The sequence below is a fragment of the Micromonospora sp. CPCC 205554 genome (assembly GCF_036902745.1).
GTDB lineage: Bacteria > Actinomycetota > Actinomycetes > Mycobacteriales > Micromonosporaceae > Micromonospora > Micromonospora tulbaghiae.
This window is the reverse complement of the sequence record NZ_JBAKHP010000008.1, coordinates 68,642-89,117: the sequence shown is the minus strand read 5'-3', so window position 1 is coordinate 89,117 and position 20,476 is coordinate 68,642. Positions and strand designations below refer to the sequence as shown.

Below are 20,476 nucleotides of genomic sequence, written 5' to 3'. Positions count from 1 at the left end.
GCGCGCATGATTTCGAAACTTCTGGTCGCGAACCGGGGCGAGATCGCCCGCCGGGTCTTCGCCACCTGCCGCGCCCTCGGCGTGGCCACCGTGGCCGTGCACTCCGACGCGGACGCCGACGCACCGTTCGTCGCCGACGCCGACCAGGCCGTGCGACTGCCCGGTAACACGCCGGCCGAGACGTACCTGCGCATCGACGCCGTCCTGGACGCGGCCCGGCGCTCCGGCGCTGACGCCGTCCACCCGGGCTACGGGTTCCTCGCGGAGAACGCCGAGTTCGCGGCGGCGGTGACCGACGCGGGCCTGACCTGGGTCGGTCCGTCCGCCAAGGCGATCGCGGCGATGGGCGACAAGATGGCCGCCAAGGCACTGCTCGCCGACGCGGGCGTGCCGATGCTGCCCACCTGGACCGACCCGGCCGAGGTCACCGCCTTCCCGGTGCTGGTCAAGGCATCGGCAGGCGGCGGCGGCCGGGGCATGCGGATCGTCCGCGACGCCGCCGGGCTGGCCGAGGCCGTCGCGGGCGCGCGCCGCGAGGCGGCGGCGGCGTTCGGCGACGGCACCGTCTTCATCGAGCGGTACGTGGAACGCGGCCGCCACGTCGAGGTGCAGATCTTCGGCGACACCCACGGCACCGTCGTGGCCCTCGGGGTACGCGACTGCTCGATCCAGCGCCGCCACCAGAAGATCGTCGAGGAGGCGCCCGGTGTGCTGCCCGACGACGTGCGCGCGGCGCTGCACGAGGCGGCGGTGGCGGCCGGGCGGGCCGTCGACTACGTCGGCGCGGGAACCGTGGAGTTCCTGCTCGCGCCGGACGGGCAGGTGCACTTCCTGGAGATGAACACCCGCCTCCAGGTGGAACACCCGGTGACCGAGCTGACCACCGGGCTGGACCTGGTCCGGCTGCAACTGCTCGTCGCCGAGGGTGAGCCGCTGCCGGTCACCGCCACGCCGCCCGCCGACGGCCACGCCATCGAGGTACGGCTGTGCGCCGAGGACCCGGCCCAGGGTTTCCGTCCGGCCACCGGCACGCTGCACCGGTTCGCGATCCCCGGGGTCGCCGCCGAGTTCGGCCCGGCGCGTGGGCTGCGCCTGGACTCCGGTGTGGTGGACGGCTCGGCGGTCAGCGTGCACTACGACTCGATGCTGGCGAAGCTCGTCGCCTGGGCGCCCACCCGCACCGAGGCGGCCCGTGCCCTGGCCGGCGCGCTCGCCCGCGCCGAACTGCACGGCGTGGCGACCAACCGGGATCTGCTGGTCCGCGTGCTGCGCAGCGCGGAGTTCGCCGCCGTCGACGTGGACACCGGCTTCCTGGATCGGCACCCGGAGGTGTTCGCGCCGCTGCTGCCGGCCGGGCAGCTTCCGGTGGCGGCGCTGGCGGCGGCGCTGTCCGGGGCCGCCGCGCGCCGGGCCGCCGCGCCGGTGCTGGCCGGGTTGCCGTCGGGCTGGCGCAACGTGCCGGCTTTCCCGCAGGTCACCCGGTTCACCGGCCCGGGCGACGAGGAGATCGAGGTCCGGTACCGGCTCGACCGCACCGGTGGCCTCGCCGAATGGTCGGTGTCCCCGTCCGACGCCGCGCCGGTCGTGACGGTCGTCGACGCCGCCCCGGACCGGGTGCTGCTCGACGTGGACGGGGTGCGGCGGGCTTTCCGCGTACACCGGGTGGGGTCTTCGGTCTTCGTGGACGGCCCGGACGGGGCGGCGAGCCTCACCGAGCTGCCCCGCCTTCCCCTGCCCACCGCGGAGCTGGCGGCCGGGTCGCTGCTCGCGCCGCTACCCGGCGCGGTGACCCGGGTGCATGTGGCGGTCGGTCAGCGGGTCGCCGCCGGTGACCTGCTGCTGACGCTGGAAGCGATGAAGCTCGAACATCCCGTGCTCGCTCCCGCCGACGGCGTGGTGACGGAGCTGCCGGTGCCGGCCGGCGGCCAGGTCGAGACGGGTGCCGTACTTGCCGTGGTGGACCCCGAGGAGGACCCGCAGTGAACTTCGACCTGACCCCCGAGCAGGACCAGCTCCGCGACGCCGTACGGGCGTTGGGCCGCAAGTACGGCCACTCCTACTTCGTCGAGAAGGCCAAGTCCGGTGAGCACACGACCGAGCTGTGGCACGAGGCCGGCCGGCTGGGCTACCTGGGCGTGAACATCCCCACGGAGTACGGCGGCGGGGGCGGCGGCATCACCGAGCTGGCGCTGGTGTGCGAGGAGCTCGCCGCGGCGGGCTGCCCGCTGCTGCTGCTCGTGGTCTCCCCCGCCATCGCCGCCACCGTGATCAACAAGCACGGTACGGAGGAGCAGCGCAAGAAGCACCTTCCCGGTCTCGCCGACGGCTCCCAGAAGATCGTTTTCGCGATCACCGAGCCGGACGCGGGCTCGAACTTCCACCGCCTCGCCACCGTGGCCCGCCGCGACGGCGACGACTGGCTGCTCAGCGGCCGGAAGATCTACATCTCCGGGGTGGACGAGGCCGGGCACGTGCTGGTGGTGGCACGCACCGAGGACTCCTCCACCGGAAAGCTGAAGCCGGCGCTGTTCATCGTGCCGACCGACGCGCCCGGCCTGGAGAAGTCCAAGCTGGACATGGAGATCCTGTCGCCGGAGAACCAGTTCCTGCTCTTCCTCGACGACGTCCGGCTGCCCGCCGACGCGCTCGTCGGCGAGTCGCTCGACGCCGGGCTGCCCGCGCTGTTCGCCGGACTCAATCCGGAGCGCATCACGGTGGCCGCGATGGGCGCGGGCACCGGCCGCTACGCCATCGAGAAGGCGTCCGACTACACCGCCACCCGAAAGGTGTGGGGCGGGCGCTCGATCGGCTCCCACCAGGGGGTGGCGCACCCGCTGGCGCACGCGGCAGTGCAGGTCGAGCTGGCCCGGCTGATGATCCACAAGGCGGCGACGCTCTACGACGCGGGCCGCGACCTGGAAGCCGGCATCTCCGGCAACATGGCCAAGTACGCGGCGGGCGAGGCCGCCGCGCTCGCCGTCGACACCGCCGTCCAGGCGCTCGGCGGGGCCGGCATGACCACCGAGTACGGCGTGGCGACGCTGCTCGGTGCGGTACGCGCGGGACGGATCGCCCCGGTCAGCCGGGAGATGATCCTCAACTTCGTCGCCCAGCACGTCCTGAGCCAGGACAAGTCCTACTGACTCGCGCCGCCCCGCTCGCGCCGCCCGGCCGGGGGCGATCAGTCGACGGTGCGGCAGGCGGCGTCGATGCGGTGGACCGGACGGACCCGCCGGCCCAGCCCTTCCAGCAGCGGACCGGCACGTACCGCACACCACGCGTTCCTGGAGCAGCACCACGTCCACGTCGTCGACAGTGACCACGTGGCCGCGGACGCGACCCGGGGTACGGCGGGTGCCCGATCACCCGCCGTACCCCGGGGGTCCGTCAGCGGACGGTCAGCGTGCCGACCGCCGGGCGCGGCGTCGCCACCGGCGGCAGCCGCTTCGGCTCGCCCCGGCTCGGCTCGCCCGCCCGGGCCAGCGCGCTCTTCGACGCGTCCGCCCGGCTTGCCGCCGCGTCCTCCTGGAACGGCTGCGCGTCACCGACGCAGAGCGTGCCCTTGGCCGGCAGCTTGCCGGTGAGCAGGTACGCGTCGATCCGGCCGGTCGCGCACGCCGACGTGCCGTACGCGGTGTGGCCCCAGCTGTCGCTGCTCAGCAGGCGGCTGTTCGGCAGCAGCCTGGCCGAGCTGACCGCGCCCTGGTAGTTGGTCGCCGGATCCCAGTAGTTGCCGACCACCAGCACCGGGGCGGCGGTGACCCGGTTGAACGGCCCGGTCCACGCGTCCTCGTCCCGCACCGTCCAGGTGTTGCGGGCGCAGGGCGAGGTGCCCCAGGCCCACGCCCGCCCGAAGTAGGGCGCCCGCTTGTCCTCCTTCGCCGACAGCGCCGGCCAGGCGTCGGCGCTCTTCGGGTGGTACGCGTCGGTGCAGTCGACGGTCAGGAACGTCTCCAGCCCGTTGTCGTACGGGAAGTCGTACCCCCGCTGTTGCCGGGCCTGCGCGGCGCGGGCGGCGAGCGCCTTGCGGGCCGGTGCGGTGGCGGCCCTGCCGGCGGCCGGGTCGGTCGCGGCCAGGAGCTGCACGGTGATGTCGACGACCGACTGCCAGCCGTACGGGTCGTAGAGCGCGCCGAGCGTGGCGCCGACGAAGTCCGCGTAGCTGACCGTGAAGGAGCCGAAGTCCGGGTCCTCGATCACCACCGGCTTCTTGCGCAGCCGCTTCGCGACCGTGTCGTACGCGGCGAGCGGATCGCCGGCGGCGGCCAGCGCGCACTGATCGGCGCCGGCCCCGCCGCACCGGGCCAGGATCTCCCGCAGCGCCCGGTAGGCCCCGTCGGCGCTGCGCAGTCGCGTCTCCTGGAGCTGGTTGCGGGCACTGCCCTGGCCGACCCAGGCGTTCGGGTCGAGCACGCCGTCGACGACGAGCGCGCGGAAGCGGTCCGGGAACATGTTGGCGTAGTACTGGCCCAGCGCGGTGCCGTAGCTGAACCCGAGGTAGCTGAGCTTCTTGTCGCCGACCGCGCGGCGCAGCACGTCCATGTCGCGGGCCACCTCGGCGGTGGACGACGCGCCGGTCAGCGGCTTGCCGGTGGTGGAGCACGCCTTGCCGACCGCCTTCGACGCGGCGACGTACGCCTTCTCCTCCGCCCTGGTCGACGGGAACGCGACGTTGAGGCCGGCGTACGCCCGGGTCTGGTCCTTCACCGACCGGAAGCACTTGATGTTCTCGCTGGCCCCGACGCCGCGCGGGTCGACGCCGACGATGTCGAAGCGGTCGAGCAGGTCGTCGCCGAGGAAGTAGGGCGCGGCGAGCGCGATGCTCGTGCCGGAACCACCCGGACCACCCGGGTTGAGGAACAGGCTGCCCAACTTGCGCTGCTGGTCGCGGGCCTTCACCCGGAGCAGCGCGACCTCGGTGGTGGCGCCCTTCGGGTTGTCGTAGTCCAGCGGCAGCCGGACCGTGGCGCACTCGGCGTAGTCGTAGCAGGCGTACCAGTCGAGCTTCGGCGTCGGCACGCGGTCCACCCGGCGCGCCTCGGCGGCGCTGGTGCGGTCGTGCGCGGGTGGTTGCGGAGTCGCCGCCGCGGCGGGCGCGACGGCCGGTACGGCGAGGAGGACGCCGGCGATCCCGGTTGCGGCCAGGGATCGGATTGAACGGGGCATGGAGCTGCCTTCCGTCGGGGAACAGTTCCGTCGAGGAGACCTCGACCCCCGTCACTTTAGGGATCGACGCCCACGTTAGCGGCCCCCAAACCCGGATCGATACGGCAAACAACCAGATGATGTAACGATTTTTTCTCGATCGTCGCTACCCGCGCCTCCGAAGTGGAGGGTCGGTGACGGGAAGCCGTCTCATCCCGCCGGTTGACAGGTGGACGCGCTGGGCCATGCTTGTCGGGTGAGATCGTTCCCGAAGCCCGATGCGCGGGCGAAGGCCGTCGTCGCGTCCTTGGCGACGGTGGCGGCGGTGGTGACCCTCGCCGTGTGGCGTCCGCCCGGCATCCTGTCGGTCGTGCTGGCCCTGGTCTGCGTCCTGCTCGCCATGATCACGGGAGTGACGATCACCGCCGCGCGCCAGTCCGGCGCCGCCGGCGGGCCCGCACCGCAGGCCGAGAACTGGCCGATCCCCCACCAGGGGTACGGAGTGGACGCCGACACGCTGGAGGCCATCGACCCGCGCGCGGTGCGGAACCTGCGCACCCCGGCGGGCCAGCCGATCGACGCGGACACGCTGGAGACGCTGGACCCGCGGGTGGTACGCGGCATGCGGTCGACGACAGCGGTGGACGCCGACACGCTGGAGACGCTCGACCCGCGGTCGGTGCGGCAGGGCCGGACCGCGAACGGGCTCAGCGACCGGTGAGCGTCGGGCCGGCGAGCGCGTTGACGCCCCGGCCGGCCAGGCAACGGTAGGTGCGGTCCGTCTCGGCCTCCGGCGGCAGCACCTCCAGGTTCCACCCGCTCGCCGACTTGCCGCCGCTGACCAGCCGGAACGTGTCGGCGTTGCACACCCGCCCGACGGCCGGGTCGGCCGCCACCGTCTCGTGCCTGGCACCGGCGAGACCGGCCGGCAGGTCACCGGCGGCGTAGGTCTCCCAGGTGTGCTGGCCGTCGCACGGCACCCGGCTCGCCTCGGCCCGGTCGCGGCGCAGCCGTACCGGACCGAAGCACTCCAGCTCCGTCGCGCAGCGGGCCCCGGCGGGCAGCCGCACGTCGGCGGACGCGCAGCCGGGCACCGGCGCCACCCCGGCCACGCCGCTGGGCGCCGGCGTCGGCACGACGGCCGGCGCGTGCCCGGCAGCCACCCAGCCACCCCCGGCCGAGGCGGCGAGCGCCAGCACCCCGGCGCCGCCGAGGAACCAGCGCTTCGGCCAGCGCCGGGCACGCGAGGCAACCGTCGGGTGGTCGTCGTCCGCAGGCGGTCGCGGATTCGGCCCGCCGGTGCGGTGGAGACGGTCCCCGGTGGCACCGTCGTACACACCGCCGGTCGCCGGAGCGCCGTCCAGCGGCAGCGAGGCGAGCAGGCCACGCAGTTCGACCGCGGAGGGCCGCGCACCCGGGTCGTTCGACATGCCCAACCGGAGTACGTCGATCAGCTCACCGGGCACGCCGGGCAGGCCCGGGATCGGCTGCTGGAACATCTCCAGCACGGTGACCAGGCTCGGGTTGCGTTCGGAGTGCCAGCGCGGTGGGCGGCCGTACATCACCGCGTAGAGCGTGGCGCACAGCGAGTAGACGTCGACCGCGGGCGTGGGCGGGCTGTGGTTGAACGTCTCCGGTGGCGCGTACGCCGGGGTGAGCGCCTCCAGCATCACCGAGGAGTCACGGAACTCGGCGAGCACCGCCAGGCCGAAGTCGGCCAGGACGGCCGAGTTGAACTCGGAGTGCAGGATGTTCGCCGGCTTGACGTCGCGGTGCAGGACGCCCGCCGCGTGCGAGTGGGCCAGCGCGTCGGCGATCTTCACGCCCAGGTCGCGGGTCTCCGCCGGGCCCAGCGGCGAGGTGCGCATCCGCTCGGCGTACGAGCCGTCACACAGCTCCATGATGAGGTAGGGGTGCTGGTCGACGGTGACCCCGACGTCGAACAGGTCCACCACGTGCGGGTGCGACGACATCCGCCCGGCGGCACGGGCCTCGCGCAGGAAGCGAGCCTGGTCGCGCTCGCTGTCCAGTGTGCGGTTCTCGATCTTGACCGCGACCTCGCGCCCCACCGAGATCTGGGTGGCCCGGTAGATGGTGGCGTAGCCGCCCCGGGCGAACACCTGCAGATCGGTCAGACCGGGCACGATGGGCAGCCGCAGGGCGCCGGGCGGGGTCTCGGTCACGACTCGAAAATACCCAACGATCCGGACCCGTCAGCGCGCCGCGTCGGTGGCCGGCACCGGACCCGGGACGGAGTCGTCGGTGGCGGCGCCCGCCCGGCGGGCGTCCCACCACAGGCCGGCAGCTGTCGCGACAGCGCCCAGCCCCTCCCACGCGGCGACCGCGAAGAAGCGGTCCGGCGCGACGTCGGAGAGCACCGCGATGGTGAACACGGTGAAGGTGACCAGGCGGAACCACACGGTGAACCGGTAGAACGGCCGCCACTCGGTGGCGACGGCGAGCAGGTAGTAGACCCCCATGTTGAACGAGGCCATCGAGGACGCGGTGAGGAACGTGCCGGTGTAGTCGCCCGGCGCGCGCTCGGCCGGCACCTCGAAGCCGAGCAGGCGCAGCTGCGTCTCCGGCCAGATCAGACCGAGCGCGCCGAGCAGCAGCGCGAGGAGCCCGAAGACCGCGATCGTCCAGCCGGCGCCCGAGCGCGGCAGCCTCATCGTTCCTCCCCAGCGTGGTCTGCCGGTGACGCAGGCGCGCACCGGGAGGCGACAGTCGATCCACGACTGTCGCCGCCCCACGCTAACCGGCCCCACCGACGAACACATCCCCGGAACCGTCAGAACAAGGGCGATCAGCCGCCGGAGAGGCGGACCCGCAACGCGTCCGCAACGATCCGCTCACTGCGCTGCTCGGTGGCGTACGCGAGGCGTACCGCCTCCTCCGCGTTCGTCAGCGCCTCGGCCCGGCGACCGCAGGCGTCGAGCGCCTCGGCCAGCACCAGCAGCGCCACCACCTGGCTGCGCACGTCCTCGGCCGGCGCGGTGACCGACCGCTGCGCCCAGTCGAGCGCCTGCTCGCGCTGGCCGTGGGCGAGCAGCGCGGCGGCGTACCGGGCCATCGTCTGCCGCCGCGAGAACAGCAGCGAGGGCGCGTTCGCAGCGCCGGTGGCCACCGGGGCGAGCAGCCCCACCGCGGTGCCCGGATCCCCCGCCGCGAGGCGGGCCATGGCGAGCAGCACCCGCGGCGCGACCTGGGCCGGCGCCTGCGGGTTGTGCGGTTCCACCCGGGTCAGCACCGACCGCGCCTCCCGCTCGGCGGTCTCGTGGTCGCCCATGTCCAGCGCCACGAAGCCGCGCAGCGTGCCGGCCATGCCGGTGAGCAGCGGGTGGGTGGTCCGGTCGGCGTACTCGAGCGCCTCGGTGAACAGGTCGGCCGCATGTTCCGGCTCGCCCAGCCCGCGCGCCACGACGCCGCGCACCACAAGCGCGAAGCCCTGCCCCCAGTCGTCGCCCACCTCGGCGAAGTCCCGGTACGCGCGCCTCGCCGCCCGGTCCGCCTCGGCCAGGTCGCCCAGTTCGGCGGTGGCGTACGCCTCGACCGCGCGCAGCGTCCCCACCGCCCACGCCTCGCCGACCCGCTCCCCGAACGGCAGGAACACCCGCGCCATCCGGCACGCCTCGCGCAGCCGCCCGGCCAGCAGCCGGGCGAACGCGGTGGTGCCGCGCAGCCAGGCCCGCCCGTACGGGTCCTTCAGCTCGGCGAAGAGCCGGGCGGCCCGGCCGAGCACCGCGTCGGTGCCGGCGAAGTCGCCCCGGGTGGTGGTCACCCAGGCCAGGTTCTGCAACGACCAGGCCTGCCCGCGGGGATCCCGCGCGGCGAGGCTGACCTGGTAGGACGCGGCCAGCCGGCTGCTCGCCTGCCCGAGCCGGCCGGCGATGAAGTCGGCCATGCCGAGCCGCCGCATCGCCGCGGCCCGCAGGGTGGGCAGGTCGGCGTCGGTGGCCACCTGCAGCGCCTCCTGCCAGTTGCACTCGGCCCGCCCGGCGTCGCCGAGGGTCTGCTGGGCCTGCCCGGCGAGCAGCAGCGCCGCGGTCCGGGTGGCCGGGTCGCCGGTGTTCGCGGCGATCTTCTCGGCGAACGCGAGCGCGTCGGCCGGGCGGCCGACCTGGAGCAGCGCCCGGGCGTGCACCACCCGGTCGGCCGGTGGCACCCCGTCGCGGGCCAGCTCGGCCGCGCGCTCGGCGTACTCGACGGCGAGAGCCGGCTCCCCCGACCGCAGCGACCGGCGCGCGGCCCGGCCCAGCGCGGCCACGCCCAGCGGGGTGACCGCCCGGGCCGGCGCGTCCGGGCGCAGCTTGACCGCGTCGGCGAGCGCTGTGGCCCGCTCCACGTGCTCGGCGACGAAGTCGTCCCGGGCCGCCTCGGTGAAGGCGCCGCCGGGGGCGCCGCCGGTCTCGTCAACGCTCTCCGGCGCGGCCCAGCGGGCCAGCGCCGCGTGCCGCTCGGCCAGCTCGGCCTTGCTCACCCCGGCGTACGCGGCCTCCCGCATCAGCGGGGTGGCGAAGGCGAACCCGCTGCGGGTGCGGTGCAGCATGCGCCGTTGCAGCAGCTCCTCCACGGCCCGGTCCAGCTCGACGGCGGCCACCGCGGCGGGCCGTCCGTCCTGTCCGACCCGCTGTTCCCGAAGCGCCTCCAGCGCGCCCGCCGGCACGGTGTCGCCCACCACCGCGGCGTCGCGCAGCGCCGAGCGGGCGTTCGGCGGCAGCGCGTCGATACGCGCCGCGAGCACCGCGGCCAGGTCCCGGGAGAGCAGCCGGCTGCCGAGCGATCCGGGGGCGAGGCGCCAGCCGACGTCAGCGCCCCGGCCCGGACCGGCGGTGAGCGCGCCGCGTTCCATCAGCAGCGTGACCAGCTCGGCCAGGTAGAACGGGTTGCCCTGCGCGGTGGCGAGCAGCCGGTCCGCGTCGGCCTGGGGCATGCGGCCACCGGACAGGTAGCTGGTGAGCAGCCGGGACGCGTCCGCGCCGCGCAGCGGCGGCAGCGCGTGCACCTCGGCGTCCGCGACGCGGGTCAGCGCGCCGGCGGTCCGTACCAGCTCGGGGCGGCCGAGCAGCAGCACCAGCACCGGCCCGCTGAGCCGGTTGAGGGTCAGCGCCAGCGCCTTGAGCGTCTCGGCGGTCGCGTCGTGCAGGTCGTCCACCACGATCACCAGCGGCGCCTCCACGGCGAGCGCGCTGAGCAGGTCCGCGACAGCCGTCGGCACCGCTTCGTCGTCCGGCGGTGGTCCGGCCGCGTTCCACTCGCCGTTCTCCGTGGCGGGCGGGAGTTCGGCGTACCCGAGCAGGGCCAGGAGCTGGTCCGCGGCGATCGGCGGCGGGTCGCCGGGGAGCCGGGACAGGCGCTGGCCGAGGCGGCGCAGCCGCTCCTCGACGGCCGGCCGGGTGACGGCGGTGGCCGCGTCGCCGGGCAGGCCGACGGCGGCCCGGACCAGGTCGGCCAGCGGCGCCAGCCGACGACGCTCGCCGAACGCCGCGCAGCGCACCGAGAGCACCCGGGCGCCGGTGTGCGCCGCGTACCGGCCGGCGCCGACGTCGTAACCGGCGGCGAGGCGTTCCACCTCGGCCGCGAACCGGGACTTGCCGATCCCCGCCTCGGCGGTCATCAGCAGCACCCGGGGCTCACCCCGGTCGATCACCTCGGCGAGCCGGCCGGCCACCCGGCCGATCTCGGTCTCCCGGCCCACGAACGGCGCCTCGTCACCGAGGCCGGACCGGGTGCCGGGCGCGTCGAGCAGGCCCAGCAGCTCGTACGCCTCGACCGGTTCCCGCTTGCCCTTGAGCCGCAGCGGGCGCAGCGCCCGCCAGGAGGCGACGTGCCGGGTGGCGGCGGAGGTCCGCGCCCCGGCGTAGACCGCGCCGACCGCGGCGGCGTCGGCCAGCCGCGCGGCGGTGTTCACCGTGTCGCCGATGACTGTGTACTCGATCGCCGCCTGGATGCCGGCGATCACGTCTCCGGTGTTGAGGCCGACGCGCAGGCCCAGCGGCGCGCCGCCGCCGCGCTCGTCGTCGAGCACCCGCCGCACCGCGCGCTGCATGGACAGCGCCGCGCGGACCGCCCGCTCGGCGTCGTCCTCGTGCGCGACCGGCGCGCCGAAGACCGCCATGATCCCGTCGCCGGTGAGCTTGTCGACGTGCCCGCCGAACGTCTTGACCGCGCCCGCGAGGGCGGCGAGCACCCGGTCGGTGACCGCGCCGACCCGTTCCGGGTCCAGGTCCTCCGACCAGGAGGTGAAGTCGGACAGGTCGCCGAAGAGCACGGTCACCACGCGGCGCTCGGCGGCGGGCAGCGTGGCGGCAGCCGGCAGCGCCGCCCCGCAGTTGTGGCAGAACCGCGCCCCGGGCACGGCTACGGTTCCGCACACCGGGCAGGTCACGGCTGCTCCACCCCGAGGTGTTCGAGCTGGGCCCGGACCGACCACTCGGCGGCCCACCACAGCGACCTGTCGACGTCGGCGTAGACCACGGCGACCACCTCGGCGGCGGTGGTGGCGCCCGCGGCGACGGCGGCGCGCACCTGGTCCAGCCGGGCCCGCCGGTGGGCCAGGTAGAAGTCGGCCGCCACACCGCAGTCGGCCAGCGCCGGGCCGTGGCCCGGCAGCGCCGGGATCCCCCGGTACGCGGAGAGCAGCTCCAGGCTCGACAGGTAGTCGCCGAGGTGCCCGTCCGGGTGGGCGACCACTGTGGTGCCCCGGCCGAGGATGGTGTCACCGGTCAGCACGACGCGCTCGCCGTCGTGCGCGGCGACGAGGCAGACCGAGTCGGCGGTGTGCCCGGGGGTGGGCAGCAGCCGCAGGTCGAGCCCCAGGTCGAAGGTGGTGTCGGCGGTGAGCGGCTGACCTCCGGCGGTGTGCGCCGGGTCGGCGGCGAGCACCGGTACGCCGTCGAGCAGCTCGCGCAGCCGGGGTGCACCCTCGGTGTGGTCGGCGTGCCCGTGCGTGATCAGCACGCACCCGATGCCTCCCTGCGCCGCGACGGCGGCCAGGTGCCCCTCGTCGGCGGGCCCCGGGTCGACCACGACGGCGGGCGCGCCGGGCCCGGCCCGCAGCACCCACGTGTTCGTCCCGTCGAGGGTCATCGGCCCCGGGTTCGGCGCACGCAGCAACGTCACCCACCCCGGCAGCCCGTCCGCGAGTGCCCCCGCCGCACCGGCCATACGCCCACCCATGGCTGCGATCGTACGACTCCGCCCGCCACTCCCCGCGATCTTGCAGTTCCGGCCCGGGGTTTGTCCCCGTCTGGGGCTTCTGCCAGGGCCACAACCGCAAGATCGCGGGCTTCAGCGGCGGGCGGGCGCGTTACGCGACCTCGACGATGACCTCTACCTCTACCGGGGCGTCGAGGGGGAGTTCGGCTACGCCCACGGCGCTGCGGGCGTGGCGGCCGGCCTCGCCGAACACGGCGCCGAACAGGTCGGAGGCGCCGTTGATCACGCCGGGCTGGCCGGTGAAGCCGGGTGCGCTGGCCACGAAGCCGGTCAGCTTCACGACCTTGACCACGTTCTCCAGCCCGACCAGCGCGTCGATCGCGGCGAGCGCGTTGAGCGCGCACCGCTCCGCCAGGTCCTTCGCCTGCTCGGCCGAGACGCCGTTGCCGACCTTCCCGGTGGCGAGCAGCTTGCCCTCGGCCATCGGCAGCTGGCCGGACACGTAGACGTGCTGCCCGGACTGGACGGCCGGCACGTAGCTGGCCACCGGCGGCACCACCTCGGGCAGTGCGAGGCCGAGCTCGGCGAGCTTCGCGTGGGGTCCGTTGCTCATGGAGGTCAGCCCTTCGGACGCTTCAGGTACGCGACGAGCTGCTCCGGGTTCGGGCCGGGTACCACGGAGACCAGTTCCCAGCCGTCCTCGCCCCAGTTGTCGAGGATCTGCTTGGTCGCGTGGACCAGCAGCGGCACCGTGGCGTATTCCCACTTCTGCATCGGAGGAGGGCTCCCTTGCCTGACTTGGACTTCGGTCAGGCACAGCCTACGGTCCGCCGCGGTCACCAGGACGCGGGACGCGGCTCCGGCGCCGGCGGCGGCTCGCCGCACGGGCCCTCGTGCTCGAAGCGCTGCGGGCACCGGCTGCGGTCGGGCAGCAGCAGGTCGCAGAAGACCCGGTGCCTGTTGTTCTGGTCGTCGGCGGTGGAGACGGTGGTCTCGCCCGCGTCCAGCTCCATCAGAAAGCCCAGCGAGGTGGCGACGGTGCCGGCGAGCGCGGTGGCCGCCGCCAGGTCGGGCACCCGGACCTGGAGGTGGATGACGTAGCCGGGCTCGTCCTCGTCCCGCCCCTTCCCGCCGGAACGGGGAAGCGTCCGGATCCCCTCGGCCGCCGAGCCGTAGGAGCGCTCGTTGAACGGCGCACCCGGACCCTCGGCCTCACCCGGCCGTCCGGCCCGGTCACCGGGGAACTGGCCTCGGGGACTGTTCTCCGCGTCGCGCATCCTTCGCCTCCGGGCGTCGTACCTGTTCAACAAACACCGCCATCCGGCTCGGAGCCGTCCCCGGCCCGGCTCTCCGCGTCGGGGACGAACGTAGATCCTGCGACGAGTCCCGGCAACGGGACGCGCACGCCTCGTCACGTCCAGTCACATTTGCGACACAACGCTGGTCGGAAACGCGGTGGCCGCCTTCGTCCGGCGGGGCACGTACGCGGGGCTGGCAAGTGCCCCGCCGACCGCTACCCTTCCGGACTGGACGCGCGCCGACGCGCGCCCGCACACCTCGACCCGTGCCCGTCGCCTGGGGCGGCGACGGGAGCCGCAACCCGGGGGAGACAGATGACCCAACCGCCCGTCGGTGGCGACACCGGCACGCCCGGCGACCCGAATCCGCAACCGCCGCCCACCGGCGGCGCGCCGCCGGGATCCGCACCCACAGCCGGCCCGCCGGCGTACCCGTCCGGCACACAGCCGTATCCGCAGCCGCGCAAGCGACCGGCGGTGCTGATCGTCTCGCTGGTGCTGGCCGCCGCGGTCCTGCTCTGCGGCGGTGGGGGCACGGCCGCGTTCCTCGCGCTGCGCGACAGCGAGGACGGCCAGGGCGCGAAGGAGCCGCAGGTCGCGGTGGACGGCTTCCTCAAGGCCGTCTACCAGGAGCGCGACGCCGAGAAGGCGGCCGCGTTCGTCTGCTCCGCGGCCCGAGACGACGAGAGGATCGCCACCAAGATCACCGAGGTGCAGAAGTACGCCGCGCAGTACCAGAACCCCCGGTTCCGCTGGCCCACCCCGACCGTCGACAACCAGACCGGGGACCGGGCCACCGTCTCCGCCCGGGTGACCATGACCACCGCCGACGAGAAGGTCGCCGAGCAGGCGCTGCGTTTCACGGTGGTGCGGAAGACGGGTTGGTGGGTCTGCGAGGTCGGCTGATCCCACCGGCCGGACAGGGCTGATCCCACCGGCCGGACAGGGCTGGTCCCAACGGCTGGTTAGGCTCGACGGGTGGCAGCGAGTGAGCAGCCGGCCGAGTCCGCCGGCAGATGGCCGGCCCGCCTGCACGTGGTGACCGGCAAGGGTGGCACGGGAAAGACCAGCGTGGCCGCCGCGCTGGCCCTCGGCCTGGCCGCCGGGGGCCGGCGCACCCTGCTGGTGGAGGTGGAGGGCCGGCAGGGCATCGCCCAGCTCTTCGGCACCGATCCGCTGCCGTACGAGGAGCGGCACCTCGCCGACGCGCCCGGCGGCGGTGAGGTGCGGGCGCTGGCGGTCGACGCCGAGGAGGCGCTCCTCGAATACCTGGACATGTTCTACAAGCTCGGCGCCGCCGGCCGGGCGCTGCGCAAGCTCGGCGCGATCGACTTCGCCACCACGATCGCGCCGGGCCTGCGCGACGTGCTGCTCACCGGCAAGGTCAAGGAGGCGACCACCCGGACGAGCGGGTCGCGCCGGACGTACGACGCGGTGGTGCTGGACGCGCCGCCGACCGGGCGGATCGGCCGCTTCCTGAACGTGACGGCGGAGACCGCCCGGCTGGCGAAGGTCGGCCCGATCAAGACCCAGAGCGAGGGCGTCTCCGCGCTGCTCCGGTCGCCGATGACCGCTGTGCACGTGGTCACGCTGCTGGAGGAGATGCCGGTCCAGGAGACGCTCGACGCGGTGGCGGAGCTGACCCAGCTCGGTTTCCCGGTCGGCCGCGTGATCGTCAACGGCGTCCGCCCGCCGGTGCCGGCCGGGCGGGCGGTGACGGCGGCCGAGCTGAAGCGCGGGCTGGCCGCCGCCGGCCTGCCGACCGACGGCCCGACCGTGGCCGGGCTCGTCGAGGAGGCCCGTGACCAGCAGGTACGCCGCGAGCTGGAGGACTCCCTCCGGGGTGACCTGGTGGATCTCGGCCTGCCCCTGGTCGAGTTGCCGCTGCTGCCCGAGGGGGTCGACCGGGCCGGGCTGGAGACGCTCGCCGAGGCCCTCGTCCGGGCGGATTGACTCACACCTGCGGCCGGCACGGAGCAGAGTGCCCCTCGGGACCGATACGCTCGATTGGTGCCTTCCGAAGACGCGGCGCCTCCGCTTGACGTCGACCAGATCCTCGCCGACGACGGCGTACGGATCGTGGTCTGCTGCGGGGCGGGCGGCGTGGGCAAGACGACCACGGCGGCGGCGCTGGCGCTGCGGGCGGCCGAGCGGCACGGCCGGCGCACGGTGGTGCTCACCATCGACCCGGCCCGCCGGCTGGCCCAGTCGCTCGGCCTGACCGAGCTGGACAACACACCCCGGCAGGTCAAGGGCATCGACGTCGAGGCCAGCGGCGGCGAACTGCACGCCATGATGCTCGACATGAAGCGCACGTTCGACGACGTGGTGCTCCAGCACACCGACCCGGCGAAGGCGGCGGAGATCTTCGCCAACCCCTTCTACCAGGCCATGAGTTCCACCTTCGCCGGCACGCAGGAGTACATGGCGATGGAGAAGCTGGGCCAGTTGCACGCCCGGGGCGAGTGGGACCTGATCGTGGTGGACACGCCGCCGTCGCGCTCCGCGCTCGACTTCCTGGACGCGCCGGCCCGGCTGTCCCGGTTCCTCGACGGCCGGATGCTGCGGCTGCTGCTGGCCCCGGCACGCAGCGGCGGGCGGAGCATGTTCAGCCTGGTGACGGCCAGCTTCGGGATGTTCTCGAAGGTGGTGCAGAAGGTGATCGGCGCCCAGCTGCTCACCGACCTGTCCGGCTTCGTGGCCGCCCTCGACTCGATGTTCGGCGGGTTCCGGCAGCGCGCCGAGCAGACGTACCGGATCCTCCAGGCCCGCGAGACGGCGTTCCTGCTGGTCGCGGCGCCGGAGCCGGACGCGGTCCGGGAGGCCGCCTACTTCGCGGGCCGCCTGCGCGAGGAGCGGATGCCGCTGGCCGGGCTGGTGCTCAACCGGGTGCACCGGCCGGCGGCGGGCCTGTCCGCGGCGGAGAGCCTGGCCGCCGCGGAGCGGCTGGCGGGCGTGGGCGGGCACGAGGGCACCGTCGAGGTGTTGCGCGCGCACGCCGCGCTGGCTCAGCAGGCGGTACGCGAGGAGCAGGTGGCGGCCCGGTTCACCGAGGCGTTCCCGGCGGTGCCGGCGGTGTCGGTGACGGCGCAGCCCGCCGACGTGCACGACGTCGACGGGCTGCGGACGATCGGCGAGGCGATCAGCCGGAACTGACCGGAGCGGTCAGTTGGCCGTGGTGACCAGGATCTTGTCCTTGCCGGACTTCTCCTTGGCGTTCTTCTTCATGGCCGCCTCGAACATCTTGCGCCAGCTGGTGACCTGCGGGTGACGGCGCAGCAACGCCCGGCGCTCGCGCTCGGTCATGCCACCCCACACGCCGAACTCGATCCGGTTGTCGAGCGCGTCGGCCAGGCACTCGTACCGAACTGGGCAGCTCCGGCAGATCCTCTTCGCCACGTTCTGTTCGGCGCCCTGTACGAACAACGCGTCCGGGTCTCCGTTCTGACACGCCGCCAGTGACGGCCAGTCAGTGATCATGCCCATCTGTACACGTCCCCCCTTGCAGTACCTACCGACTTCGCGCGTGCAGCCCTCGTACTTCCCCCCGGTCGTTCGCGCCGGCCTCCCCAGGGCGGCACGAACGACTCATGGCTGCGGTCGCCGCCACCATCATGCTGTGTAGTCGCCCGATTACGCAACGTTGTCGGCGAAATCCATCATTCCGGACACTCCCGGCTTCCCGGGCTTTCGCCCCGCGACTACCCCGCCCGAGTACGTGAAAACGCTGCGCCACTCCCGGACTTCGGAGAGACTTCCGCCGGATCTCACGCAACCCCGGACCAGGGCTCGTGCGTTTAGCACAACGAGGCCGGCGCATGCAGGAAATGGGGAAACTTCCCCGCGCGCCCGCCGATTCCTACTCGCGTACCCTGTCGAGGTGACCTGGATGCGGAAACGTGACCACAACGTGCTGACCAACGCCGCATCGCTGCTGATCTGCGGCCTCTTGGCCGGAGTGGTGGTCGCCGCGGCGGCCTTCCCCGTGGCAGCGATGTCCGGCCTGGCCGCCAAGGCCGGGGCGGAGACGTTCGAGGCGCTGCCCAAGGAGCTGACAGTCGCCCGGGCCCCGCAGATCACCAAGCTGCTCGCGTCCGACGGCAAGACGGTGCTGGCCACGATGTACGACGAGAACCGCAAGGACGTCCAGCTCAAGGACATCTCGCCGTACATGCAGAAGGCCATCATCGCGGCCGAGGACCACGACTTCTACAAGCACAACGGCGTGGACATCAACGGTGTGGCGCGGGCCTTCGTCAACAACCAGGCCTCCGGCGCCTCCCGGCAGGGCGCGTCGACGCTCACCATGCAGTACGTCCGCCTGGCCATCTCCTACTCGGCCACGCACCCGGCCGACGTGGTCGCCGCGACCGAGGACACCAGCGGCCGCAAGCTGCGCGAGATGAGCCTCGCGCTCCAGGTCGACAAGGAGCTCTCCAAGGACGAGATCCTGGAGCGCTACCTGAACATCGCCGCGTTCGGCAACGGCGCGTACGGCATCTGGGCGGCCAGCCAGGTCTACTTCAACAAGCCGCCGAGCAAGCTCGACATCCAGGAGTCGGCGATGCTCGCCGGCATGGTGAAGGCACCCACCGCGTTCGACCCCACCACCAAGGCGGGCTACCCGGAGGCGGTCGGCCGGCGCGACTACGTCATCCAGAACATGGTGCAGATCGGCGCGGTCACCCAGCAGGAGGCGGACGCCGCCAAGAAGATCAAGCTCGTGGTCAAGGGCAAGCGCACCCCGAACGGCTGCACCCAGACCACCACCCGCTCCTGGGGCTTCTTCTGCGACTACCTCTACCGCTGGTGGCTCCAGCAGGAGACGTTCGGCGCCACCTCGTACGACCGTGAGCGGCGGCTCAAGAGCGGTGGCTACACCATCGTCTCCACGCTGGACGTCCAGGCGCAGAAGGGCGCCGACAAGGCCGTCCGCAACAAGCTCGGTGAGAGCAGCAAGGCGGCCCGGATGGTGGCCGCCGTCGAACCGGGCACCGGCCGCGTCCGCGCCGTGGCGGTGAACCGGAACTTCAAGCTCGACGACCCGGCCGACCCGCAGAACAAGATCTCCAGCGATCCGAAGAAGGCCAAGAAGAAGATCCGGGGCAACTACCCCAACACGGTGAACCCGCTGGTCACCGGCGGTCCCGGCATCGCCGGCTACCAGGCCGGCTCGACCTTCAAGATCTTCACGCTGGTGGCCGCGCTGGAGAAGGGCTACCCGCTCAGCTACCCCATCAACGCGCAGCCGGTGTTCAAGTCCGACTACCCGGTCGAGTTCAACTCGCCCGCCGCCTGCCCGGGCACCAGCAAGTACTGCCCGAAGAACGCCAACCCGGCGATGGCCGGCATGCACAACATGTGGAGCGGCTTCGGCTACTCCGTCAACACGTTCTTCATCGACCTCCAGCAGCGGGTCGGCGCGGAGAACGTGGTCAAGGCCGCGCAGAAGCTCGGCATCACCTTCCGCTCGTCCAGCGACGCGCAGCTCGCCGCCAACCCGCACCAGTGGGGCGCGTTCAGCCTCGGCGTCTCCCAGACCACCCCGCTGGAGCTGGCGAACGCGTACGCCACGCTCGCCGCCGACGGCAAGTACTGCGAGCCGATCCCGGTGCAGGAGATCCGCGGCCCGGACGGCGAGAAGCTGGACGTCGCCAACCCCCGCTGCGAGCAGCGGGTCAGCACCGAGGTCGCCCGCGCCGCCGTCGACGCCGCGCGCTGCCCGGTCGGTGACCGCTCCTCCACCACCAAGTGCGGCCCCGCCACCGCCGGCAACGTCCGCAACATCGTCGACGCGCCGGTGGCCGGCAAGTCCGGCACCACCGACTCCGACCGCACCTCCGCACTGGTCGCGATGACCAAGCAGTACGCGGTGGCCGGCATCATGGCCGACCCGGACTGGCCGCAGACCAACCAGAAGATGGGCCACGACGAGACGCCCCAGGGCATCAACCCGGCGGTCTACCAGACGCTGCGCGACGCCATGAAGGGCAAGGAGCGGAAGAACTTCACCCCGCCCAGCGGCAAGATCGTCCTGGGCGACCAGCGCTCCATCCCGGGCGTGAAGTGCGAGTCGATCGACACCGCGAAGTCCCGGCTGAAGGGTGCCGGCTTCGAGCCGGTGGTCTCCAGCAACAAGGTGCCGTCGGAGTGCCCGGCCGGCACCGCGGCCGGCACCAGCCCCGACGGGCGCACCATCAAGGGTGGCGTGGTGATGATCGAGGTCAGCTCCGGCCAGGGCACCCCGGAGCAGGGTGGCACCGCGACACCGGACCGGCCGGGTGGCCCGGGCGGACGGGGTAGCGGCAGACGGGGCGGACCGGGGACCTGACCCCGGACAGCAGACAGCGACGGCCACCCCCCGCGGGAGGTGCCCGTCGTCGTTTCCGCGCTACGGGAGCGCCGGGTCAGAGGCCGAGCTGGCGGCGTACCTCGGCGGCGACCCGACCACCCTCGGCCCGGCCGGCCACCGCGGCCTGGGCCGCCTTCATGGCCGGGCCCATCTGCGCCTTGCCGGTGAAGCCGCCCGCGGCGAGCGCCCCCGAGACCAGCTCGGTCAGCTCCTCGTCGGAGAGCTGCTTGGGCAGGTAGCGCTCCAGCACCTCACCCTCGGCGGTCTCCTTGCCGGCCTGCTCGGCGCGCCCCGCGTCGGCGAACGCCACCGCCGCCTCGCGGCGCTTCTTCGCCTCCTTGGTCAGCACGGCGAGCACCTCGTCGTCGCTGAGCTCGCGCTTTTCCCGGCCGGCGACCTCGGCGTTGCCCACGGCGGCCAGGGCCATCCGCAGCGTGGAGGTGGTCAGCTCGTCGCGCGCCTTGAGAGCGGCGCGCATGTCGGCGGTGAGACGGTCCTTCAGCGTGCTCATGGACGGTGAAAC

At 73.6% G+C, this 20,476-nt stretch carries 17 protein-coding genes; 7 read left to right on the top strand and 10 right to left on the bottom strand.

Going from position 1 to position 20,476, the window contains the following annotated elements; translation table 11 throughout:
• The first annotated feature begins 6 nt into the window (after positions 1-6).
• Positions 7-1,983 (top strand): ATP-binding protein, encoded by a 1,977-nt coding sequence (locus V6U82_RS13610; RefSeq protein WP_334461141.1) that lies wholly within the window; start codon positions 7-9, stop codon positions 1,981-1,983.
• On the top strand, positions 1,980-3,143 hold the full coding sequence (locus V6U82_RS13605; RefSeq protein WP_334461140.1) for an acyl-CoA dehydrogenase family protein: 1,164 nt from the start codon (positions 1,980-1,982) through the stop codon (positions 3,141-3,143). The genes V6U82_RS13610 and V6U82_RS13605 overlap by 4 nt, the downstream gene beginning before the upstream one ends.
• 244 nt (positions 3,144-3,387) lie before the next feature.
• Here V6U82_RS13605 and V6U82_RS13600 read toward each other — a convergent pair whose 3' ends face one another.
• Positions 3,388-5,166, bottom strand: coding sequence for an alpha/beta hydrolase (locus tag V6U82_RS13600; protein ID WP_334461139.1), 1,779 nt, complete (start codon positions 5,164-5,166; stop codon positions 3,388-3,390).
• Positions 5,167-5,401: 235 nt separating this feature from the next.
• Here V6U82_RS13600 and V6U82_RS13595 point away from each other — a divergent pair, with 235 nt between their 5' ends.
• On the top strand, positions 5,402-5,866 hold the full coding sequence (locus V6U82_RS13595; protein WP_128138335.1) for a hypothetical protein: 465 nt from the start codon (positions 5,402-5,404) through the stop codon (positions 5,864-5,866).
• Here V6U82_RS13595 and V6U82_RS13590 read toward each other — a convergent pair.
• The 7 genes from V6U82_RS13590 to V6U82_RS13560 form a co-directional block, all read right to left on the bottom strand.
• Positions 5,853-7,328, bottom strand: a complete 1,476-nt coding sequence (locus tag V6U82_RS13590) for a protein kinase domain-containing protein (RefSeq protein ID WP_334461138.1) — start codon at positions 7,326-7,328, stop codon at positions 5,853-5,855. The two genes, V6U82_RS13595 and V6U82_RS13590, sit on opposite strands and share 14 nt — an antisense overlap.
• A 30-nt stretch (positions 7,329-7,358) precedes the next feature.
• On the bottom strand, positions 7,359-7,817 hold the full coding sequence (locus tag V6U82_RS13585) for a hypothetical protein (protein WP_091425823.1): 459 nt from the start codon (positions 7,815-7,817) through the stop codon (positions 7,359-7,361).
• Between the two features lie 134 nt (positions 7,818-7,951).
• Positions 7,952-11,533 (bottom strand): adenylate/guanylate cyclase domain-containing protein, encoded by a 3,582-nt coding sequence (locus V6U82_RS13580; protein ID WP_334461137.1) that lies wholly within the window; start codon positions 11,531-11,533, stop codon positions 7,952-7,954.
• Positions 11,530-12,324 carry an MBL fold metallo-hydrolase gene (locus tag V6U82_RS13575; RefSeq protein WP_442933437.1) on the bottom strand — a complete coding sequence of 265 codons (795 nt, stop codon included), beginning with the start codon at positions 12,322-12,324 and terminating at the stop codon, positions 11,530-11,532. The genes V6U82_RS13580 and V6U82_RS13575 overlap by 4 nt, the downstream gene beginning before the upstream one ends.
• 130 nt (positions 12,325-12,454) lie before the next feature.
• Positions 12,455-12,916 (bottom strand): RidA family protein, encoded by a 462-nt coding sequence (locus V6U82_RS13570; protein WP_120572751.1) that lies wholly within the window; start codon positions 12,914-12,916, stop codon positions 12,455-12,457.
• Positions 12,917-12,921: 5 nt separating this feature from the next.
• Positions 12,922-13,077, bottom strand: coding sequence for a DUF4177 domain-containing protein (locus tag V6U82_RS13565; RefSeq protein WP_013289021.1), 156 nt, complete (start codon positions 13,075-13,077; stop codon positions 12,922-12,924).
• A gap of 62 nt (positions 13,078-13,139) precedes the next feature.
• Positions 13,140-13,580, bottom strand: a complete 441-nt coding sequence (locus tag V6U82_RS13560; RefSeq protein WP_128136522.1) for a hypothetical protein — start codon at positions 13,578-13,580, stop codon at positions 13,140-13,142.
• Positions 13,581-13,916: 336 nt separating this feature from the next.
• On the opposite strand from V6U82_RS13560, the gene V6U82_RS13555 reads away from it, so the two are divergent.
• The 3 genes from V6U82_RS13555 to V6U82_RS13545 all read left to right on the top strand — a co-directional run bounded on the left by V6U82_RS13555 (position 13,917) and on the right by V6U82_RS13545 (position 16,757).
• Entirely contained in the window at positions 13,917-14,507 is a 591-nt protein-coding gene (locus tag V6U82_RS13555) for an Rv0361 family membrane protein (protein ID WP_334461134.1), read from the top strand.
• A 72-nt stretch (positions 14,508-14,579) separates the two neighbouring features.
• On the top strand, positions 14,580-15,554 hold the full coding sequence (locus V6U82_RS13550; protein ID WP_030273789.1) for an ArsA-related P-loop ATPase: 975 nt from the start codon (positions 14,580-14,582) through the stop codon (positions 15,552-15,554).
• Between the two features lie 54 nt (positions 15,555-15,608).
• Positions 15,609-16,757, top strand: a complete 1,149-nt coding sequence (locus V6U82_RS13545) for an ArsA family ATPase (RefSeq protein ID WP_334461133.1) — start codon at positions 15,609-15,611, stop codon at positions 16,755-16,757.
• 9 nt (positions 16,758-16,766) lie between these two features.
• Here the strand turns inward: V6U82_RS13545 and V6U82_RS13540 are convergent, their stop codons facing one another.
• Positions 16,767-17,087 carry a WhiB family transcriptional regulator gene (locus tag V6U82_RS13540; protein ID WP_128136524.1) on the bottom strand — a complete coding sequence of 107 codons (321 nt, stop codon included), beginning with the start codon at positions 17,085-17,087 and terminating at the stop codon, positions 16,767-16,769.
• A 403-nt stretch (positions 17,088-17,490) separates the two neighbouring features.
• Between V6U82_RS13540 and V6U82_RS13535 the strand changes: the two genes are divergently transcribed.
• Positions 17,491-19,932: a transglycosylase domain-containing protein gene (locus V6U82_RS13535; protein ID WP_334461132.1), complete on the top strand. Its 2,442-nt coding sequence runs from the start codon at positions 17,491-17,493 to the stop codon at positions 19,930-19,932.
• A gap of 76 nt (positions 19,933-20,008) precedes the next feature.
• Here V6U82_RS13535 and V6U82_RS13530 read toward each other — a convergent pair whose 3' ends face one another.
• Positions 20,009-20,464, bottom strand: a complete 456-nt coding sequence (locus V6U82_RS13530) for a GatB/YqeY domain-containing protein (protein ID WP_334461131.1) — start codon at positions 20,462-20,464, stop codon at positions 20,009-20,011.
• Positions 20,465-20,476 lie beyond the last annotated feature (12 nt).